The organism is Halalkalibacter oceani (assembly GCF_040544555.1).
Classification (GTDB): domain Bacteria; phylum Bacillota; class Bacilli; order Bacillales; family Bacillaceae_D; genus Halalkalibacter; species Halalkalibacter oceani.
The window spans coordinates 1-14,270 of the sequence record NZ_JBEPKD010000019.1; the positions used below are offsets into that span (position 1 = coordinate 1).

At 46.9% G+C, this 14,270-nt stretch carries 15 protein-coding genes; all 15 read left to right on the top strand.

Annotated elements, in window-relative coordinates; all coding sequences use genetic code 11:
* The first annotated feature begins 398 nt into the window (after window positions 1-398).
* Entirely contained in the window at window positions 399-2,672 is a 2,274-nt protein-coding gene (locus ABMB67_RS17095) for a S8 family serine peptidase (RefSeq protein ID WP_285890354.1), read from the top strand.
* Window positions 2,673-2,881: 209 nt separating this feature from the next.
* The gene (locus ABMB67_RS17100; RefSeq protein ID WP_354572827.1) at window positions 2,882-3,112 is read left to right on the top strand and encodes an AtpZ/AtpI family protein; all 231 of its coding nucleotides are present in this window, start codon (window positions 2,882-2,884) and stop codon (window positions 3,110-3,112) included.
* Window positions 3,109-3,498 carry an ATP synthase subunit I gene (locus ABMB67_RS17105; RefSeq protein WP_251223070.1) on the top strand — a complete coding sequence of 130 codons (390 nt, stop codon included), beginning with the start codon at window positions 3,109-3,111 and terminating at the stop codon, window positions 3,496-3,498. The genes ABMB67_RS17100 and ABMB67_RS17105 overlap by 4 nt, the downstream gene beginning before the upstream one ends.
* A gap of 5 nt (window positions 3,499-3,503) precedes the next feature.
* A complete protein-coding gene (gene atpB, locus ABMB67_RS17110) occupies window positions 3,504-4,217 on the top strand; it encodes a F0F1 ATP synthase subunit A (RefSeq protein ID WP_251223071.1) in 714 nt (237 codons plus the stop codon).
* Window positions 4,218-4,295: 78 nt separating this feature from the next.
* Entirely contained in the window at window positions 4,296-4,508 is a 213-nt protein-coding gene (gene atpE, locus ABMB67_RS17115; protein ID WP_285890361.1) for a F0F1 ATP synthase subunit C, read from the top strand.
* A gap of 166 nt (window positions 4,509-4,674) precedes the next feature.
* The gene (atpF, locus tag ABMB67_RS17120; protein WP_251223073.1) at window positions 4,675-5,163 is read left to right on the top strand and encodes a F0F1 ATP synthase subunit B; all 489 of its coding nucleotides are present in this window, start codon (window positions 4,675-4,677) and stop codon (window positions 5,161-5,163) included.
* Window positions 5,160-5,708: a F0F1 ATP synthase subunit delta gene (locus ABMB67_RS17125; protein ID WP_251223074.1), complete on the top strand. Its 549-nt coding sequence runs from the start codon at window positions 5,160-5,162 to the stop codon at window positions 5,706-5,708. The genes atpF and ABMB67_RS17125 overlap by 4 nt, the downstream gene beginning before the upstream one ends.
* A gap of 22 nt (window positions 5,709-5,730) precedes the next feature.
* Window positions 5,731-7,242 (top strand): F0F1 ATP synthase subunit alpha, encoded by a 1,512-nt coding sequence (atpA, locus tag ABMB67_RS17130; RefSeq protein WP_251223075.1) that lies wholly within the window; start codon window positions 5,731-5,733, stop codon window positions 7,240-7,242.
* 33 nt (window positions 7,243-7,275) lie between these two features.
* A complete protein-coding gene (gene atpG, locus ABMB67_RS17135) occupies window positions 7,276-8,133 on the top strand; it encodes an ATP synthase F1 subunit gamma (RefSeq protein ID WP_251223076.1) in 858 nt (285 codons plus the stop codon).
* A gap of 137 nt (window positions 8,134-8,270) precedes the next feature.
* Window positions 8,271-9,683 carry a F0F1 ATP synthase subunit beta gene (atpD, locus tag ABMB67_RS17140; RefSeq protein WP_251223077.1) on the top strand — a complete coding sequence of 471 codons (1,413 nt, stop codon included), beginning with the start codon at window positions 8,271-8,273 and terminating at the stop codon, window positions 9,681-9,683.
* A gap of 96 nt (window positions 9,684-9,779) precedes the next feature.
* Complete coding sequence (locus tag ABMB67_RS17145; RefSeq protein WP_251223078.1) at window positions 9,780-10,181, top strand: F0F1 ATP synthase subunit epsilon; 402 nt, start codon at window positions 9,780-9,782, stop codon at window positions 10,179-10,181.
* 278 nt (window positions 10,182-10,459) lie between these two features.
* Complete coding sequence (locus ABMB67_RS17150) at window positions 10,460-10,696, top strand: DUF1146 family protein (protein ID WP_251192869.1); 237 nt, start codon at window positions 10,460-10,462, stop codon at window positions 10,694-10,696.
* Between the two features lie 96 nt (window positions 10,697-10,792).
* Complete coding sequence (locus ABMB67_RS17155; RefSeq protein WP_354572828.1) at window positions 10,793-11,551, top strand: YwmB family TATA-box binding protein; 759 nt, start codon at window positions 10,793-10,795, stop codon at window positions 11,549-11,551.
* A gap of 41 nt (window positions 11,552-11,592) precedes the next feature.
* A complete protein-coding gene (gene murA / locus ABMB67_RS17160; RefSeq protein ID WP_354572829.1) occupies window positions 11,593-12,918 on the top strand; it encodes a UDP-N-acetylglucosamine 1-carboxyvinyltransferase in 1,326 nt (441 codons plus the stop codon).
* A 196-nt stretch (window positions 12,919-13,114) separates the two neighbouring features.
* Window positions 13,115-14,134, top strand: a complete 1,020-nt coding sequence (gene spoIID, locus ABMB67_RS17165) for a stage II sporulation protein D (RefSeq protein WP_390189100.1) — start codon at window positions 13,115-13,117, stop codon at window positions 14,132-14,134.
* Window positions 14,135-14,270 lie beyond the last annotated feature (136 nt).

Genomic DNA, 14,270 nt, shown 5'->3' on the forward strand with positions numbered 1-14,270 from the left:
GAGAGGAGCCATAGCAGCTTAATCGAAAAAAGGCGCATTACCCTTTTTCAGGGGTATTGCTATGAGCGGAACCTCTGCCCAAAAAACAGTCCGAAGGGGTTTGTCGGACAGTGAGCAGAGAGAGGAGCCATAGCAGTTTAAGTCAGAGGGGAAAAGCGACTGGGCGGTTTTTCCTAAAAGATAAGGAAGTATAAAAATTTTCGGGATGATTCGAGGCGGGGCGTCGGCTTCGCGCGTTACGCGGATGGCTGAAAGAACCCCGCTTTCAGCTACCCTTAAACGATTGTAACGGCTCCGCACGCCGCTTCTAAGAAAAGCCGCAACGCTTTTTTCTTATACATGGATTTCAATGTCTTGCTCATACTACATAACATATGCAGGAAAGAAAGGGGATTCGTATGAGTAAGGTATTGAGCTGGCTTTGGGCTGGTGTTGTCATTTGTGTACTTGGCTTAAATGGAGCACAAGCTGCTGGCTACCCAGGCTTTCCAGCGGCAGAGAAAGTAATCGTTATTGTAACAGCCGCGGAGGATGTTGATCATGCAGCTGCTGAAGTGATGGCCCAATGTTCAACCTGTGAAATAAGAAAGACTTTTTCTGAAGTGTTGAACGGGTTCTCGGTCGAGGTTCTTGAAAGTGAAGTCGAGCTGCTGCGGCAAATCAACGAAATTGAACGCGTTGATCCGGTCGTTCAATACGAGGCGGAGCTGGATGGCAGCGTGCCGTTTATCGGCGGTGATCAGGTGCGGGGGTCGCTCGATCGCAATGGGGATCGTTTGACCGGAAAAGGGATCAAGGTTGCTGTCATTGATACAGGAATTGACTACCGTCATCCTGATTTAAAGCGAAATTATAAAGGCGGCTACGATGTCGTCGATTATGATAATGACCCGATGGAGACGATTTCCTCTCAGGGAGCTCCGACGCTGCACGGCACGCATGTCGCCGGCATTATCGCGGCCAATGGGCAGGTGAAGGGTGTAGCGCCCGAAGCCGAAATTTATGCTTACCGCGCGCTTGGTCCGGGAGGCCAGGGGACAACGGAGCAAGTAATTGAAGCGATTGAAAAAGCGGTCGCTGATGGTGTTGATGTCATTAATCTTTCCCTGGGAAATACCGTGAATGGACCGGACTGGCCGACAAGCGTGGCGCTTGATAAGGCGGTCGAGGCCGGGATCGTCGCGGTAACCTCGAATGGCAACAGTGGACCGAATATGTGGACGGTCGGTTCGCCCGGCACTTCAACGAAAGCGATCTCCGTCGGCGCTTCGGCTCCACCGATTCAAACCCCTTATGTGACGGTGGCGGGGCAGGAGCGGGAAGTTACGCTTTATCCATTAGGAGGAACGCTTCCGTGGGAATTAAAGCGGGATGCCCCGATGGTTGATGTCGGATATGGATTAGAAGAAGATTGGAAAAATAGTGACGTTCAAGGGAAGATTGCCTTAATCAAACGGGGGATGATCCCTTTCGCGGAAAAAGCGCAGGCCGCTTTGGCGGCGGGTGCAAAAGCGGCGATTATTTACAATAATCTCCCGGGCGACTTTGTCGGCGTCACACAGGTTGGCGTCAAGCTGCCGGTTGTCAGCATTTCAAAGGAAGATGGAGAATGGTTGAAAGAGCAGGTGGAGAAAGAAGGAGACTCTCTTCACATCCGGACGATTTACCGCCATGAGGAGGATTTTATCGCGCCGTTCAGTTCAAGGGGGCCGGTCACCCAGACATGGGAGGTGAAGCCGGACCTGGTCGCGCCGGGAGTGGCGATTGACAGTACTGTCCCGAACGGCTACCTCGGGTTGAACGGGACGAGCATGTCGGCTCCGCATGTGGCTGGAGCGGCAGCTCTCGTGAAGCAGGCCCACCCTGACTGGACGCCGGAGCAAATCAAGGCGGCATTAATGAACAGTGCAAAAAAACTCGTCACAAAGGAGGGAGAGCCTTATTTGCCGTATGAACAGGGAGCCGGACGTCTTCAGGTCGACAAGGCGGTTGAAACGACGACGCTTGCTTACCCCGGCGCGTTAACGTTCGGAAAATGGTCGAAAGATGACCCGCGTGAAAAGCGCCAGGTCAGTTTCACCGTTGAAAACGTCGGCAGACGGACAAACACCTATCACATTAATCCGCCATTTGAAGCGCCTGACGGGTTGCAGTGGGAGGTCCCTTATGCGGTAACGCTTGCCCCCGGAGAAAAGGAAGAGGTGACGATTCAGCTTGATCTTTTTCCAGCCGTACTTGAAGAGGGCATTCATCACGGGGACATTGTTGTGGAAGGCGGCGAAGAGGACATTGTTGTGCCGTATGTCTTTTTTATTGAGGAGCCTGATTATCCGCGCGTCATGGCCTTCAGCTTTGCACCGGGAGATGCGCCGGGAGAATACCGCTACGAGCTGTATTTGCCGGGAGGAGCCGAAGAGGTCGGCATCGCCCTTTATGATCCGGATACGTTCGAGTTTATCCGTTTCCTTGACGTCAAGCACAATGTCGGACGTGGCATGACGGGAGGGGAATGGAAGGAGCTTGATCTGGAAGATGGAACCTATAAAGCGCTCGTCTACGCCAAGCAGGATGGTAAGGAAGACACGATTGAAGCTCTGATTACGGTGGGGGAATATCCTCCCCCTGAAAAACAGGGTACAGAGGCCCAATTTAGACCTGCTTTACCAAACTAATGTAATAAAGCAGGTCTTGTGGCTGTTGTTTTTGACAGATGTGTGAACGCAAAAAAGAAGTGGGATAATCTCTATTGATTTAATAGTAAAACACATTGACATGAGGTTATCCCTATTGTAAGATTACAAAGGATAAAATGGTAAGGGTTACAGTACATAGGGTAGGTTCGTTCTTTAAAAGAGCTTAAAGGTTTTGAGGGGGCAAGCTGATGCCTGATCATAAACGCAGCCCATGGAGAGCTATGGTGCTTGTTTCTATAATATCCTCTTATATTGTAGGCGGCGTAATAGGTGGAGTTTTTTTTGGCATATGGCTGGATTCCAAATTTAGTACACAACCTTTATTCCTGATTAGTTTTCTTCTATTAGGGCTTGCAACTGGACTTTATGGAACTTATCGCACAATCCAGCCTTTTTTAGGAGACGATGCTAAGAAATGATACTGTTCGAAGAGAAAATGAAGCATTATTCAGTTGTTGTTGCGTTGATTGGAATAAGTACACTTCTCATCTTCCTACTAACTCCGTTACAAAGCTATTCCCTTGGTTTTTTTATTGGCCTTACCTTTGGTTTCATCAATCTTTGGACAATCTATTATAAGACAAAAATTGTTGGACGTGCTGCAAATGTAAAAAATAAATCCGCCTTCTCATTCATCTGGGCAGGTTCAGGGTTTGTCGTACGGACAGCAATAGCCTTGTGTGCCGTTTGGCTGGCGATTGCCTATCCTGCGTATATTCATCTCCTTTCAGTCATTACAGGGTTTTCCCTGATCTATATAATTTTACTTATTGACATGATTATCCAATTTATAAGAAAGAGGTGAAAGATATGGATCATGAAGCTCCGATTCGAACTTATTTCGGATTAGATTTTAATATGTCGACTGTCCTAATGACAACGGTCGCCTGCATAATTGTTTTTCTTATCTGTTTCATTGGAACACGCCGCTTGTCAATGCGTCCGTCAGGTCTGCAGAACTTCCTGGAATGGATGATTGATTTTGTCAGAGGCATTATTAAGGCTAACATGGATTGGAAAGTCGGGGGACAGTTTATCGCACTGGCCTTTACCTTGTTATTCTACACCTTCGTCGCCAACATGCTTGGGATGCCGTTTGAGCTTTATAACCCTTCAACGCATGAAGTATGGTGGAAATCGCCTACCTCTGACCCGGTATTAACGTTGACGATGGCGGTACTAGTTGTCGTACTGACTCATTACTACGGGATCAAAATCAGAGGACTCGGGGAGTATTTGAAAGATTATATCCGCCCGGTTCCATTTTTGCTGCCGTTCAAAATCATTGAAGAGTTTGCAAATACGTTAACGCTCGGCATGCGTCTGTTTGGTAACGTTTATGCGAAGGAAATCCTGATGGTGTTACTCGTAACGGTGGGGACATCAAGCTTGTTTGGGGTTTTCGGGGCGTTTTTACCGCTTATGGCTTGGCAGGCATTCGGTATTTTTATCGGATCGATCCAGGCGTATATTTTTGCCATGCTCGCCATGGTTTATATGGCTCACAAAGTTGAGCATCATTAAGTGAACACCGTCCTTTTTTCGGACATTGTATAAATTTACTATTTCATAAATTACTAAGGAGGAAGTTAGATTATGTCTATGTCTTTATTAGCAGCTGGTATTGCAGCAGGTTTAGCAGCAATTGGTGGAGGGATTGCCGTAGCACTTATCGTAGCCGCAACGATTCAAGGGGTAACACGTCAACCTGAACTTCGCGGAACTCTACAAACACTTATGTTCATTGGTGTACCACTTGCCGAAGCCGTGCCGATCATCGCGATCGTTATTTCTTTCCTATTATTGTTCCAATAATAATGAGGATCGTACAAGCTCTCATAAGCAAAATGGCGATAGCGTTCAAGCGAACCTTCGCCATTCCTTATGTGGCTTGTTGTCAATGTCAAACGTAACTTATCACAGGAAGTATTCATAGAGATTATCCTTTTTAATCTTCATAACGAAGAAAGGAGTGAATGAAGTGGATTCAATCAACTGGGGATCAGCGCTTTATCAGCTAGTAGCATTCGTAGCATTGCTGCTATTATTAAATAAATTTGCTCTTAAGCCGCTTATGGGCATCATGGAAAAACGTGAGCAGCTTGTCAATGAACAAATTGATTCTGCTGAAAAGACTCGTAAAGAAGCAGATGCTTTTATTAATGAACAGCGCAAGGAGCTAGAAAAGGCTCGTGTTGAGGCGCAGCAGATTATTGAGCAGGCGAAGAAGCTGAGCGAGCAGCAGGCTCAGGATATTATCCAGCAGGCGAGAGAAAATGCTGAGCGCGTCAAGGACTCTGCTCTTGCAGAAATCCAACGTGAAAAAGAACAAGCCGTTGCTTCTCTTCGTGAACAGGTGGCAAGCCTTTCCGTTTTAATTGCGACAAAAGTAATTGAAAAGGAACTCGATGCGAAGGAGCAGGAGAAACTTGTGCAGGAGTATCTTAAAGAGGTAGGCGAGGAGCTATGAGCAATCAAATAGCAGCCAATCGCTATGCACAAGCCCTATTTGAGCTTGCACAGGAAAAGAACATTCTTCAAACAGTGAGCAGTGAACTGGAACTGGCGAAGAGAGTGTATGAATCAACGCCTGAACTTGGACGGGTTTTAAATCATCCGAAGATCAGCGATGCACAAAAGAGAGAATTCATTCAGAAGAGCTTTGGAGATGCAATAAGCGAAACGAGCTTACATACGTTCTTTCTCCTTATTGACCGGAAGCGGATTGATATTCTCGTACCAATGATTACAACATTTCAAGCCTTGGCTTATGAGGCTCAAAATATGGCGGAAGCCGTTGTTTATTCAGCCAAGCCGCTGACGGAGCAGGATGAGCAGCAGGTGGCTAACGTATTTGCAGGCAAGGTAGGCAAAGCCAATCTTGTCGTGAAGAATATTGTCAATCAAGATTTGATTGGTGGCATTAAGGTCCGCATCGGGGACCGTATTTTTGACGGTAGTGTTAAAGCACAGCTTGACCGTATCGAGCGCGAGCTTAGTACCGGAACACGCTAGTAGAAGATAGGGGTGAATGAATATGAGCATCAAACCAGAGGAAATTAGCTCTCTTATAAAGCAGCAGATTGAAAACTTTCAATCTGAAGTTCAAGTACAAGAGGTAGGTACGGTTATCCGTGTTGGTGATGGTATCGCTCTTGCTCATGGCCTTGAAAATGTTATGGCCGGTGAGCTGCTTGAATTCTCAAACGGGGTAATGGGGATGGCTCAGAACCTTGAGGAGAACAGTGTCGGGATTATTATCCTTGGACCTTACAAGGAAATTCGTGAAGGTGACGAAGTAAAACGTACTGGTCGCATCATGGAAGTTCCGGTAGGGGAAGAATTATTAGGACGTGTTGTCAATCCATTAGGACAGCCGATTGACGGACTTGGCCCAATCGCGACATCAAAGACTCGTCCAATTGAAAGCAAAGCACCAGGTGTTATGGATCGTAAATCCGTACATGAGCCGCTTCAAACAGGAATCAAGGCGATTGATACAATGATTCCAATCGGTCGTGGGCAACGTGAATTGATTATCGGTGACCGTCAAACGGGTAAAACAGCGATTGCGATTGACACAATTTTGAATCAAAAAGATGAAGACATGATTTGTATTTATGTCGCCATCGGTCAAAAGGAATCAACGGTTTCCGGCGTTGTGGAAACATTGCGTCAGCGCGGTGCACTTGATTATACGATCATTGTATCGGCGGGTGCTTCTGATCCGGCTCCTTTGCTCTTCCTCGCACCATATGCAGGGGTTTCGATGGGTGAAGAGTTCATGTACAACGGCAAACATGTTCTTGTGATCTATGATGACTTGACGAAGCAGGCATCTGCTTATCGTGAGCTTTCATTATTGCTGCGTCGTCCTCCAGGTCGTGAAGCATTCCCAGGGGATGTGTTCTACTTACACTCCCGTTTACTTGAACGTGCTGCAAAGCTCAGTGATGCCAAGGGTGGCGGCTCGATTACAGCGCTTCCTTTCATTGAGACACAAGCAGGTGACGTTTCAGCATACATTCCAACAAACGTTATTTCGATTACAGACGGACAGATTTTCCTTCAATCCGACCTTTTCTATTCCGGTGTACGTCCAGCGGTTAACGCCGGTCTATCGGTTTCCCGGGTAGGGGGTTCAGCGCAAATTAAAGCGATGAAGAAAGTTTCCGGTACGTTGCGTCTTGACCTCGCTGCTTACCGTGAGCTTGAAGCATTTGCTCAATTTGGTTCTGATTTGGATCGCGCAACACAGGCGAAGCTGAACCGTGGGCAACGTACGGTTGAAATTTTGAAGCAGGATCTTCACCAGCCTTTACCGGTTGAAAAGCAAGTTGCAAGTATTTATGCGTTAACAAAAGGATTCTTGGATGATATTCCACTTCAGGATGTACGCCGCTTCGAAGCGGAATTGCTTACATTCCTTGAACATAATAAGAAAGAGCTGCTTGAAGGTATTCGTACTACAGGCAACCTGCCTGACGACGCAGAGTTCAAAGCGGCGATCGAAGAGTTCAAAAAAGGGTTTAACGTATCAAGCAACTAATGCTTGGAACCTTCAAAAAGGTGGTGAAATAAAATGGCTTCATTGCGAGATATAAAAGCACGGATTACGTCAACGAAGAAGACGAAGCAGATTACGAAGGCGATGCAAATGGTATCGGCTGCCAAGTTAAACCGCGCGCAAAACAATGCGCAGTCTTTTCTGCCTTATACAGAGAAAATCCGTGAAGTGGTGGCGAGTATTGCCGCTTCTGGAACTCAGGTCTCTCACCCGATGCTGGAAGAACGTCCGGTAAAAAAGACAGGCTATGTGGTGATTACTTCTGACCGCGGGTTAGCGGGCGGCTATAATGCCAGTCTGATTCGTGAGCTTATGGAAACGATCAAGCAACGCCACTCCTCAACCGATGAATATGCGATTGTGGTGATGGGGCGTATCGGACGTGATTTGTTTAAAAAGCGTAACCTGCCGATCGTTCAGGAAATTGTCGGGCTGGCCGATCAGCCTGAGTTTCACGACATCAAAACGATTGCCAAAAATACGGTTGATATGTTCTCAGATGGCGTATTTGATGAATTATATCTTTGGTACAACCACTTTGTCAGTCCGATTACGCAAGATGTGACTGAGAAGAAGCTTTTACCGTTAACGGATTTGGCTGAAACGGCTGCTACGAGCACATATGAATATGAACCGTCTGAGCAGGCCATTTTAGAGCGCCTGTTGCCGCAATATGCTGAGAGCTTGATTTTCGGCGCCTTACTTGATGCGAAAGCGAGTGAGTTCGGCGCGCGGATGACAGCGATGAGCGCAGCAACAGACAATGCGACATCTCTTATCGATGAGTTGACATTATCCTATAACCGTGCGCGTCAAGCGGCGATTACGCAGGAAATCACCGAGATCGTCGGCGGCGCGGCGGCGCTTGAATAAAGATCGGATGACGGCGGCGTCTTTTCGGGAAGGCGCTGCTAACTGACATACAGAGAAATGCCTGTCTCTTAACGGAGTAGACATGATTGATTGAACGATAACAGCTGAATATAGTTATATAGGAGGGATAGGAAAACATGAATACAGGTCGTATTACACAAGTAATGGGTCCGGTTGTCGATGTGAAGTTCGATGACGGCCAGCTGCCTGAAATCAACAATGCATTAGTGGTCCGTCAATCGGCCTCTGGACAAAATGCTGTTGATGTCAATGTTACCCTTGAAGTAGCGTTACATCTTGGGGACAATTCAGTTCGTACGGTAGCGATGGATTCTACAGACGGTCTTGTACGTGGTACAGCCGCTGTTGATACAGGTGCGCCAATCTCAGTACCGGTTGGTGAAGTAACGCTTGGTCGGGTTTTCAATGTTCTTGGAGAAACAATTGACCTTGATGAGCCGATTCCTGCAGATGCGAAGCGTGATCCAATTCACCGTGAGTCACCAAAATTTGAAGAGCTTTCTACAACAACGGAAATCCTTGAAACAGGGATCAAAGTTGTTGACTTGCTTGCCCCATACATCAAAGGTGGTAAAATCGGTCTCTTCGGTGGAGCCGGTGTAGGGAAAACAGTTCTTATCCAGGAATTAATTAATAACATCGCTCAAGAGCACGGCGGTATTTCTGTATTTGCCGGTGTTGGAGAGCGTACGCGTGAAGGGAATGACCTTTACCATGAAATGACGGATTCCGGCGTTATTAAGAAAACGGCGATGGTTTTCGGACAAATGAACGAGCCTCCTGGTGCACGTATGCGTGTTGCCCTTTCAGGCTTGACGATGGCTGAGCATTTCCGTGATCGCGACGGACAGGACGTTCTTCTGTTCATCGATAACATCTTCCGCTTTACACAAGCCGGTTCTGAGGTTTCGGCTTTACTTGGCCGTATGCCTTCTGCCGTTGGTTACCAGCCGACACTTGCTACGGAAATGGGTCAGTTGCAAGAACGGATTACGTCAACAAAAGTTGGTTCCGTTACATCAATTCAAGCGATTTATGTACCAGCCGATGACTATACCGATCCAGCGCCGGCAACGACGTTTGCCCACTTGGATGCAACAACAAACCTTGAGCGTAAGCTGTCTGAGATGGGGATTTATCCAGCTGTGGACCCGCTTGCTTCAACATCACGTGCACTTTCTCCAGAGATTGTCGGTGAAGAACATTACAACGTAGCGCGTCAGGTTCAATCTACGCTTCAAAAGTATAAAGAACTACAGGATATCATTGCGATTCTTGGTATGGACGAGTTATCTGAAGAAGATAAGCTTGTCGTTCAACGTGCTCGTCGTATTCAATTCTTCCTGTCTCAGAACTTCCACGTCGCTGAGCAGTTCACTGGACAGCCAGGTTCTTACGTGCCGGTAAAAGAGACAATTAAAGGATTTAAAGAAATTCTCGAAGGAAAGTATGATGATCTTCCTGAAGATGCGTTCCGTCTTGTCGGACGAATTGAGGAAGTTGTTGAAAAAGCAAAAGAAATGGCTTAATCCCCTTTGATCCGGCCTGCATTGCGTAATGCGCGGCCGCTCAGGTAATAAGCTTTACTTTTCAAACCCGGGATTGCTAGTAGGGAGGGTCTACACATGTCGACGATTCATGTAAATGTTGTTACTCCTGATGGCAAGGTGTATGACGGCGATGTCGAAATGGTCAGTGTTCGTACAGTAGAGGGCGAACTCGGTATCTTACCTCGACATATTCCGTTGGTTGCTCCATTAACAGTAGGAGCAGTACGCTTAAAAAAAGGCTCTACTGTTGAAAAAGTAGCTGTGAGTGGCGGATTTGTAGAAGTTCGTCCCGACCAGGTAACAATTTTAGCAGAGGCTGCTGAGTTGCCTTCAGGGATTGATGTGGAACGTGCACGTCAAGCGAAAGAGCGTGCAGAAAAACGGATTCATTCAACTCAAAATGATGCCGTGGATTTTAAACGGGCTGAACTCGCTTTAAAGCGTGCCGTCAACCGTTTGGATGTAGCAGGCAAATAAAAGAAAAAAGACCGATCCAAATTGGATCGGTCTTTTTTTGTCGCAGTCAGCCAGGGCGGATCATCCCCGGCTGACGTGAAACGTGCGTGCTATTCCCCTTCATTAAACAATATGTCGCTTTTTGTGAGCAAATGTTGAACAATATCAAAAAAAATAGGTCCGAACAACCACGAAGAAAACTTGTTTTAGCAGTAGATTTTTTTAGAAATATCCGGTACTATGGAGGGTGGATTGCTTTATATCCAGCAGGAAGATCAAAGCAAAAAGGAGTAATGACAGTGCTAGAAGGATTTGGTCAACAAGCAGTCATACATATTGTCGTCAATATCTTTTTTTTAGCTGCTACATGGTGGGCATTACAATCCTTTCGATTTGATCTTTTTGTAAAGGATCCGGAAGGGCCAAAGGCGAAGGCGCTGGTTATCCTTATCACGATAGCCATTGCTCACCTTGTCAGCCAGTTTTTCCTCGACTATTTAAATTCTTCCCTGATGCTGAGGTATTTATGGGAATAATGATGTCGAGCGATGACTACAACTTCCATGTATGGATCACTCCCCAATGGTCAAAATGAGTAGTAATTAGACTTTCTCGGGGGAGGAGAAAAGCATATGGCGTTTTGGAGATGGGTTGTCATTGGTTTTGTTTTATCTGCATGGGGGTATATGCATGTACAGAGCTCGGAGGCATATGACGCATCTATTGAGCCGCTTACGGAGCTGCTTCAATTTGCGGAAGATGAGCAGCTTGCTGTCAATGAGTGGCAGGTTCGTGTGCGCGAGGATCAGCTTGGAAGTGTATCGAAACAAGCGTTCATCGCGAAAACACAATCGTTGGAAAAGAAGCTATCCGGCTGGGAAAAAGAATCCCTTTCTCTCGAAGGTTCGGAATGGAAGGCTCTTTTTACATATCATGACCCAAATCAGCAGATGACGGAGTCTGTGCAGCTCTTCGCTTACCAAGACGGTCAGGCAGATCAGCATACTGCTTTACTAACGTATGCGGTCAAGGGAACAAACAATCCTGGTGAAGATCTGGAAAGCCATCAGAATCTGGTGGAACAAAGAATTCAGCAGCTTGGTCTCGCACAATCTGATGTATATGTTCAAATTCAAGCTTACGATCACAACGACAGAAATGTATCAAACAAACAATTGGCACGAACATGGGTAACAAAGCTTGGCGCAAAAAAGGTTGAAGCTCTTAATGAAGAGAGTTTTGTTTCACTGTCAGCGTATAACCCCGATTGGCCAACAGGAATTGTAACAAATGAACTTGAAATGAATGTCCAGCTCGCGATCCGGGAACAAGGATTGGGCGCGAGAACTACAGTAACATTAGGAACGCCTATTATTACCACTGAATATTGATGATAGAGAAGAGAATATATTTAGACGCGGAGGGGAATACGTTGGAGAAAATTATTGTCCGGGGTGGCAATCAGCTGCACGGCAAAATCAAGGTAGAAGGCGCAAAGAATGCTGTACTCCCTGTAATTGCTGCCTCGATTTTGGCTGAGCGTGGCACTAGCCACATTTATGATGTGCCATCATTAGCAGATGTATACACGATGAGAGAAGTATTACGCAATTTAAATATTGAGGTCGAATATGAAAATAGAAGCTTCCGGGTTAATGCAGAAGGCGTCCTGAAAACAGAAGCTCCATTTGAATATGTACGGAAAATGAGAGCGTCGTTTCTTGTGATGGGGCCATTATTGGCGCGTGTCGGGAAAGCGCGAATCGCCCTGCCAGGTGGATGTGCGATCGGTTCCCGTCCAATTGACCAGCACCTGAAAGGCTTTGAGGCGATGGGAGCAAAGGTCGAAATTGGAAAAGGCTTTATTGAGGCCCAGGTTGATGGACGTTTGCAAGGCGCAAAGATCTATCTCGACTTCCCAAGTGTCGGCGCAACGGAAAATATTATGATGGCTGCGACGATGGCTGAAGGAACGACGATTATTGAAAATGCCGCGGAAGAGCCGGAAATTGTCTGTTTAGCGAACTATTTAAACGCGATGGGGGCGAAAGTCCGTGGTGCCGGAACGGGTATCATTCGCGTGGAAGGTGTCGAGGGATTGCAGGGAGCGGAACATACTGTCATTCCTGACCGAATTGAAGCAGGTACGTTTATGGTGGCAGCGGCGATCACAAAGGGCGACCTCGTTGTGGAAGGGGCTGTAGCTGAGCACCTTCGGCCGCTTATTGCCAAAATGGAGGAAATGGGCGTCACGATTACGGAAGTTGAGAATGGATTGCGTGTCATTGGTCCGGAAACATTAAAGCCGGTCGATATTAAAACAATGCCTCATCCTGGATTCCCCACTGATATGCAGGCGCAAATGATGGCGCTGCTCTTGCAGGCTGACGGCACGAGTGTCATTACGGAGACAGTGTTTGAAAACCGTTATATGCATGTGGAAGAGTTTCGTCGCATGAACAGCAACATTAAAATTGAAGGCCGTTCAGCGATTATTACAGGACCGAATCAACTTCAGGGCGCTGAAGTTGCGGCGACGGACTTACGAGCGGGAGCAGCCCTTATTTTAGCCGGCCTTGTGGCGGAAGGCGTCACTCGGGTTACTGAATTACAACATATTGACAGAGGTTATGTCAACCTTGCTGCCAAGCTGCAATCGATTGGAGCAGATGTGGAACGGATCGAGGAAGTCGTTGAGACTGGAATCGAAGACATGGAAGCTCCGGCATCATTACGACTTAATACGAATTTTGTTTAAGCCAAAAAGTCTCAAAAGGGAACTGACACCTTTTTGAGACTTTTTTATGGTGGAATGTATCTGGCTAATTCGCGGAAGGGCGTCGGCTTCGTGCGTAAGACAAAAGCAAAGTCACCTTTTGTCTTACGCTCTTGTTCTATTTTCAGGCAAGCCTTCATATGATGTAAGGAACTATACTAATGGAGGACTGTTCATGATGAAGCGACTTCTGATTGCAGCAACCATTCTTTGCACGGTTGTTCTAATGATTCCAGCAATGCTCGTACAACTCACTTCGGGCCCGGCTGATCAGCAGGCTCAGACCACTGCCGGTCCCGCGCCTGAAGAAAAAGCCTGGTCATATGATCCAGGGGAAGACATCAAGGTCAAGGTGTACCGCAGTCAGACCGAAACAGTCGAAGAACTGCCGCTTGAGCAATATGTGATCGGCGTTGTTTCCTCAGAAATGCCGGCTGATTTTGAAGTCGAAGCGTTAAAAGCCCAGGCGCTGACAGCAAGAACATACATAATCAAGCAAATGCTCGAGCCTACCGACATCCAAGTACCGCAAGGAGCGATGGTCACCGATACGGTTATGCATCAGGTGTTCCATAATGAAGAAGAATTGAAAAGCCTCTGGGGCGAAGAGTATGAATGGAAAAAAGCCCGGATTGAAGAAGCGGTGTACGCCACCCAGGGGCAGGTGATGACATTTGAAGGGGAGCCGATTACAGCCTCTTTCTTTTCCACGAGTAATGGATATACGGAAAACTCTGAGGATTACTGGCAAAACGAGATTCCTTATTTACGCAGCGTCGCAAGTCCGTGGGATCAGACGTCTCCACGTTTTACGGCGCAAAAGGAAATGCCGGTGACCGAATTTGAACAAAAGCTTGACGTCCAACTTAGCGGTGACAGCGAAATCGGCACAATCGCGGAACGAACCGACGGAGGAAGAGTCGCGAAGGTTGTGATTGGAGATAAGGAGCTGAGCGGTCGGGAGGTACGCGATAAGCTTGAGCTTGATTCCTCCGACTTTCAGTGGCAGCTGAAAGGGGATCAGGTCGTCATTCAGACGAGAGGCTGGGGGCATGGTGTCGGGATGAGCCAATACGGCGCCGACGGGATGGCAAAGGAAGGCAGAAACTATGAAGAAATTGTCCGCCACTTTTATCAGGGTATTGATATTCAGGAGCTTGATCCTTATGTCGCCAAACTCACTGCCAGAAAAGAATAAACAGACTGACAGCGTTTTGATAGGGTCCCGAAAGGTGAAACAAACCTTTTCGGGGCTCTTTCTTATTTTCAAGCAAAAAACAAAAATCGCATACATAAAAGAAATGACAATGTCGAATACTAAATGAAAAAAAATC

What these genes read in the sequence shown, in the direction of transcription:
- ABMB67_RS17145 (WP_251223078.1), top strand. Translation starts at nt 9,780, where the DNA reads ATGTCGACGATTCATGTAAATGTTGTTACTCCTGATGGCAAGGTGTAT.
- atpE (WP_285890361.1), top strand. Translation starts at nt 4,296, where the DNA reads ATGTCTTTATTAGCAGCTGGTATTGCAGCAGGTTTAGCAGCAATTGGT.
- ABMB67_RS17095 (WP_285890354.1), top strand. Translation starts at nt 399, where the DNA reads ATGAGTAAGGTATTGAGCTGGCTTTGGGCTGGTGTTGTCATTTGTGTA.
- ABMB67_RS17125 (WP_251223074.1), top strand. Translation starts at nt 5,160, where the DNA reads ATGAGCAATCAAATAGCAGCCAATCGCTATGCACAAGCCCTATTTGAG.
- atpG (WP_251223076.1), top strand. Translation starts at nt 7,276, where the DNA reads ATGGCTTCATTGCGAGATATAAAAGCACGGATTACGTCAACGAAGAAG.
- ABMB67_RS17100 (WP_354572827.1), top strand. Translation starts at nt 2,882, where the DNA reads ATGCCTGATCATAAACGCAGCCCATGGAGAGCTATGGTGCTTGTTTCT.
- atpA (WP_251223075.1), top strand. Translation starts at nt 5,731, where the DNA reads ATGAGCATCAAACCAGAGGAAATTAGCTCTCTTATAAAGCAGCAGATT.
- atpD (WP_251223077.1), top strand. Translation starts at nt 8,271, where the DNA reads ATGAATACAGGTCGTATTACACAAGTAATGGGTCCGGTTGTCGATGTG.
- spoIID (WP_390189100.1), top strand. Translation starts at nt 13,115, where the DNA reads ATGAAGCGACTTCTGATTGCAGCAACCATTCTTTGCACGGTTGTTCTA.
- ABMB67_RS17155 (WP_354572828.1), top strand. Translation starts at nt 10,793, where the DNA reads ATGGCGTTTTGGAGATGGGTTGTCATTGGTTTTGTTTTATCTGCATGG.
- atpB (WP_251223071.1), top strand. Translation starts at nt 3,504, where the DNA reads ATGGATCATGAAGCTCCGATTCGAACTTATTTCGGATTAGATTTTAAT.
- ABMB67_RS17105 (WP_251223070.1), top strand. Translation starts at nt 3,109, where the DNA reads ATGATACTGTTCGAAGAGAAAATGAAGCATTATTCAGTTGTTGTTGCG.